The organism is Frankia sp. AiPs1, assembly GCF_023716945.1.
GTDB lineage: Bacteria > Actinomycetota > Actinomycetes > Frankiales > Frankiaceae > Frankia.
This window is the reverse complement of the sequence record NZ_JAMQQF010000464.1, coordinates 1-4,848: the sequence shown is the minus strand read 5'-3', so window position 1 is coordinate 4,848 and position 4,848 is coordinate 1. Positions and strand designations below refer to the sequence as shown.

The window sequence follows — 4,848 nt, the reverse complement described above, 5'->3', positions numbered from 1 at the left end:
GCCGGCCCCCGAGACCGTCCGGCCGGCCGCCGGGACGGGGCTGCTGCACCGGGGCGCCGCCTCGCCGGTCTACAACGACCTGCCGCACCGCGTGCTCAAGCCCGGCGTGCGGCAGATCATCAACCGACTGATCATGCGGGTGACCCTGGAGGGGCTCGAGCACGTCCCCGTGGACGAGCCGCTGATCTTCGCGGGCAATCACAGTAGCTGGCTGGACGGCCCGCTGGTGGTGATCGAGTCGCCGCGCACCGTGCGCTGCCTGGTCAAGTCGGAGATGTACACCCGGATCGTCGGGCGCCTGCTGCTGATCAGCGGGCAGATCCCGATCGACCGGGGCCGCCCCGACCGCGAGGCGCTGCACACCGCGCTCGACGAGCTGTCCCGCGGCGGCGCGATCGGCGTGTTCCCCGAGGGCACCCGGGGCAGCGGGGAGATGGCCGAGGTCCAGCACGGCATCGCCTACCTCGCCGTCCACGGCCGCTGCCGGGTGCTCCCCGTAGCCTGTATCAACACCGGCGACGCCCTGCCCAAGGGTGCGCGCTGGCCGCGCCGCTCGGTGCAGGTCAGGGTGGTCTTCGGCAAGCCGTTCGAGGTCGATGTGCCGGCCAACCCGCGCTCGCGGCGGGCCCTCGCCGCCGTTGCCGAGGACATCCGGGTGCGGCTGCTCGATCATCTCGAGACCGCCCGCGCGGCCCCGTGAAGCAACGCCGGGTGATCACCGTGGATCACCGGTCCCGACGACAGGTGCAGTAACTGATGGCAGTGATGAGCAGACAGGACGCAGCGATGGACGGCGCCGAGGCGGCATCCGGCGACGACCTTCGGGACGACGACCTTCGGGGCGACGAGCTGGGTCCGGTCGCCGGTCAGCCGGTGGTGGCCGTTGTCGGGCGGCCCAACGTGGGCAAGTCGACGCTGGTCAACCGGATCCTCGGCCGCCGTGCCGCCGTCGTCGAGGACGTGCCCGGGGTGACCCGCGACCGCATCGCCTACGACGCGGTGTGGAACGGGCGCCGGTTCACCCTCGTCGACACCGGCGGGTGGGAGCCCGACGCCTCCGGGCTCGCCGCGCAGGTTTCCGAGCAGGCGGCCGCGGCGCTCGACACCGCCGACGCCGTGCTGTTCATCGTCGACGTGATGACCGGGGCCACCGACGCCGACGAGGCCGTCGCCCGGGTGCTGCACCGCAGCGGCCTGCCGGTGATCCTCGTCGCGAACAAGGTCGACGACGCCCGGTTCGAAGCCGACGCCGCCGCCCTGTGGGGGCTCGGACTCGGCGAGCCCCACCCCGTCTCGGCGCTGCACGGCCGGGGCAGCGGCGACCTGCTCGACGCCGTGCTCGCCGTGCTGCCCGAAGCACCGCGGGAGGTCTTCACCGAGACCGACGGCCCGCGTCGGGTCGCGCTGATCGGCCGGCCCAACGTCGGCAAGTCCAGCCTGCTCAACAAGATTGCCGGTAGTCGCCGCTCGCTCGTGCACGACGTCGCCGGCACCACCCGCGACCCGGTGGACGAGCTGGTCACCGTCGGCGGCGAAGAGTGGATGTTCATCGACACCGCCGGGCTGCGTCGGCGCATCCGCGAGGCGTCCGGTGCCGACTACTACTCGTCGCTGCGTACCGCCGGGGCGCTGGAGGCCGCGGAGGTCGCCATCGTCCTGCTCGCCGCGGACGAGCCGCTCACCGAGCAGGACCAGCGGGTCATCACGATGGTGATCGAGGCCGGCCGGGCGCTCGTCCTCGCCTTCAACAAGTGGGATCTCGTCGACGAGGACCGCCGGCTCACCCTCGAACGGGAAATCGACCGCGACCTCGGCCGGATCGCCTGGGCCCCGCGGGTCAACGTCTCGGCCCGCACGGGGCGGGCGACCGACCGACTGGCCCCGGCGCTGCGCACGGCGCTGGAATCCTGGGGCACCCGGATCCCCACCGGACGGCTCAACGCCTGGCTCGGCGAGGTCGTCGGCGCCACCCCGCCGCCCCCGCGCGGCGGCAAGGTGCCGAAGATCCTGTTCGCCACCCAGGCGGGCGTGCGCCCCCCACGCTTCGTGGTGTTCACCACCGGCTTCCTGGAGCCGGCCTACCGCCGCTTCCTGGAGCGCCGCCTGCGCGAGGACTTCGGGTTCGCCGGCTCGCCCATCGCCATCTCGGTCCGCGTCCGTGAACGCGGCGATCGCCGCCCCCCCGCCATCGGCTGACCCACGCCCGCCGGCGGGGGACGCACCAGGCGTCCCCCGCCCGCCCCGACGCAGAGCGTCCTGGACCTCCGTCCGCGTCCGCGAACGCGGTGACCGCCGCCCCCACCGTGGCTGCCCCGGTGGGCGTAGGAATCCGGTGGACGTGTCGGCCGCTCGGTGGGGCGTCTCAGGCGAGCCCTTCCGGACTGGCCGCGGCGTAGGCGCGGGCGAGGTGGTCGCCGAGACCGGTGATGGCCTCGCGGGCCGTCTCGACCGGCCGCTTGTGGGTGTAGCCGTGGTCGACGTCGGGGAAGCAGCGGTAGGTGACGTCGGCCCCGGTGGCGCGAAGCTTCTCGGCGAAGATCTGGCCGTCGGCTTCGAGGGAGTCGAGTTCGCCGGTGGTGACCAGGGTCGGCGGGAAGCCGGTGAGGTCCGGGGAGAGCGCGGGCGAGGCGAGGGGCTCGGCGCGGGTGGCCGGGTCGGGAAAGTAGGCGTGCTGCACGAGCCGCAGCAGCCGTGGGCCGATGGCGGGGCGTCTCTTCGGCGAGGTGCGCAGGTGCGGGTCGAGGCCGACGTCGGTGACGCCGTATCCGACGGCCAGGGCGACCGGTAGGAACGCCCCGGCGTCGCGGGCCTGCTGGACGACGTTGATCGCGAGCTTCGCGCCGGCGCTGTAGCCACCGACGGACAACCGGGCACCGTCCCAGCCCTGCTCGGCGCCGTGGGCGTGGGCCCAGGCGGCCACGTCGTAGGCCTGATGTTCGGCGACGGGGTAGGCGACCTCGGGGGCGGTGTCGTAGTCGGGGGCGAGGACCGCGGCGCCGACATCGGCGGCGAGGTAGCGGCAGACGTGGTCGTCCTGCCTGGGCCTGCGGACTATGAACGCGCCGCCGTGCAGCTGCACGTGGACGGGCGGGAGGGGCCCGCCGCCCGCGGGCCGGTAGAGCAGGCAGCGTACGGGGCCGTGCCGGGTGGGGACCGTGACGGTCTCGGGATCGGCGACCGCCTGGGTGGCGAACCGCAGGGACTTCGACGGGCTGCCGACGAGGGTGAAACCCGCGCGCATGATGCGGGCGGCCAGGCGGGTCCCGAGTCCGAGGGTGGGGCCGGTGGTCAAGGTCTGTCTCCTGTGGCGGGTCTGTCTCCTGTGACGGGTCCGGCTCCGGTGGCGGGTCCGGCGTCGAGCGTGCTGGGCAACGGCGCTATCTGTCTCTTCTACAGGCATCTCGGCCATTGCTGCCATTTCCGCTGCCGGTTCAGGAGGGTTGGAGGATCGCGTATGCCGAGTAGCCGCCGGCCGCGATCTCCTGCACGTCTCGCGGTCCGGGGACCTGCCGAGGCCGGAACAGGTTCGTCGGCCGGTGCGCGGCCGGCTGGTCGATCCCGAGCTGCCCGTGGGCGTTGCTGCCCCAGGCCCAGATCACGCGGTTGCCGTAGGCCCCCGGTTCCGGGCGGTCCTGGCGCAGCGCGTAACCGATCTCCTATCGGCCCAGCTGCCTACTGGTCACTCCGTGAATACCTGCCACGGTCGTACGGGCCCGTCGACCGGACACACCCACCATGCCTGCTCCTGATGTATCTGCGGCCGCATCGAGTGCCGGTGACCGGGGCACGGCGGCACGGGGTCTGAGGTGCCCTCGTCGGCAATGACGTCCTGCAACCATTCGGCTACGTCGATCATCAGCTCTGCTTGCCGGGTCGCCGGAAGTGCCGACAGGACGGACTCGCCTGCATCCCCCCGCGCGGAGACGGGCCACTCGCTCACCCAGCCGACAAGCTCCGACTCCGACACTGGAAGTCCCAGCCGGCGGCCGACCTCAGCAGCGGTGAGCCGACTTTTCTCCAGATGAGTCCGCGCGCGATCCAGCTCGTTGTCGTGCGGCGGATTGACCGTGACCGAGATCCGTGCGGACGCGGGTCGTAGTTCCTCCAGTGCCGCCGCCACGGCCGCGGTCACTCGTTGGCGGGCGGACACCAAGCCCGCGACGACATCGGCTCCCGAACGAGGGGTAGCCGTGACGTCGCGCTTGGGGACGTCGGACACGATGGCCCATGCTGTGGAAGGCCCTTCGGCCTCATCTCGCTCCATCTAGAGAAGATCGCTGACGACGACGCAGCGATACCTACACCCGGACCGGCGATCGGTGGCCGCGGCGGGGGAGTCGTTGAGCCGCTACCTCGCCGGCTGGTCCCAGAATGGTCCCAAGGCCGATGGCATCGAGGTGCCCGCCTGAGCATCGCAGCGGCCGTACCGGCGGCGCAAAAAAGCCCGCTGGCCAGGCGCTATGCCTGTCCAGCGGGCTTGCATTGCCCTTGTCGGGACGACAGGATTTGAACCTGCGACCCCCAGACCCCCAGTCTGGTGCGCTACCAAGCTGCGCCACGTCCCGTACGGCAGCAACATTACCGTATCGGCGACCCGGTGTGGTGACCGGGGGCCGCGTCAGCGTCGACGCGACCCCCGACCCTCGTGTGCGGGCCCCGCGTGGGACCAGGCCGAGGCCGTCACCCACGAGGGTGTCCGTGCGGCTACCGGCCGCGACGGGCGCGGTTAGGCCGCACCCTGGGCGCGTCGGCGAGCCACGCCGGCGCAGATCAGCACGGCGCCGAGGGTGGCACCGGCCAGCGGGAGCAGGGGCGAGGACCCACGGTCGGCCATGCCGCCGCCACCGG

5 protein-coding genes and 1 tRNA gene are annotated in these 4,848 nt (G+C 72.6%); 2 read left to right on the top strand and 4 right to left on the bottom strand.

The annotated features are described in order from the left end of the window. A partial coding sequence (locus tag ND748_RS25345) for a 1-acyl-sn-glycerol-3-phosphate acyltransferase (RefSeq protein WP_251748552.1) occupies positions 1-700 on the top strand: 700 nt, incomplete at its 5' end. A gap of 65 nt (positions 701-765) precedes the next feature. Then, positions 766-2,196: a ribosome biogenesis GTPase Der gene (der, locus tag ND748_RS25340; RefSeq protein ID WP_251748551.1), complete on the top strand. Its 1,431-nt coding sequence runs from the start codon at positions 766-768 to the stop codon at positions 2,194-2,196. Between the two features lie 166 nt (positions 2,197-2,362). On the opposite strand, the gene ND748_RS25335 is transcribed toward der, so the two are convergent. From ND748_RS25335 to ND748_RS25320, 4 genes are all read right to left on the bottom strand, one after another. Next, on the bottom strand, positions 2,363-3,292 hold the full coding sequence (locus tag ND748_RS25335) for an alpha/beta hydrolase (protein WP_251748549.1): 930 nt from the start codon (positions 3,290-3,292) through the stop codon (positions 2,363-2,365). 139 nt (positions 3,293-3,431) lie between these two features. Next, on the bottom strand, positions 3,432-3,599 hold the full coding sequence (locus ND748_RS25330; protein WP_251748547.1) for an RCC1 domain-containing protein: 168 nt from the start codon (positions 3,597-3,599) through the stop codon (positions 3,432-3,434). An 80-nt stretch (positions 3,600-3,679) separates the two neighbouring features. Further along, positions 3,680-4,264 carry a hypothetical protein gene (locus ND748_RS25325; RefSeq protein WP_251748546.1) on the bottom strand — a complete coding sequence of 195 codons (585 nt, stop codon included), beginning with the start codon at positions 4,262-4,264 and terminating at the stop codon, positions 3,680-3,682. Between the two features lie 227 nt (positions 4,265-4,491). Next, positions 4,492-4,565 (bottom strand) — tRNA-Pro (locus ND748_RS25320). Positions 4,566-4,848: the final 283 nt, after the last annotated feature.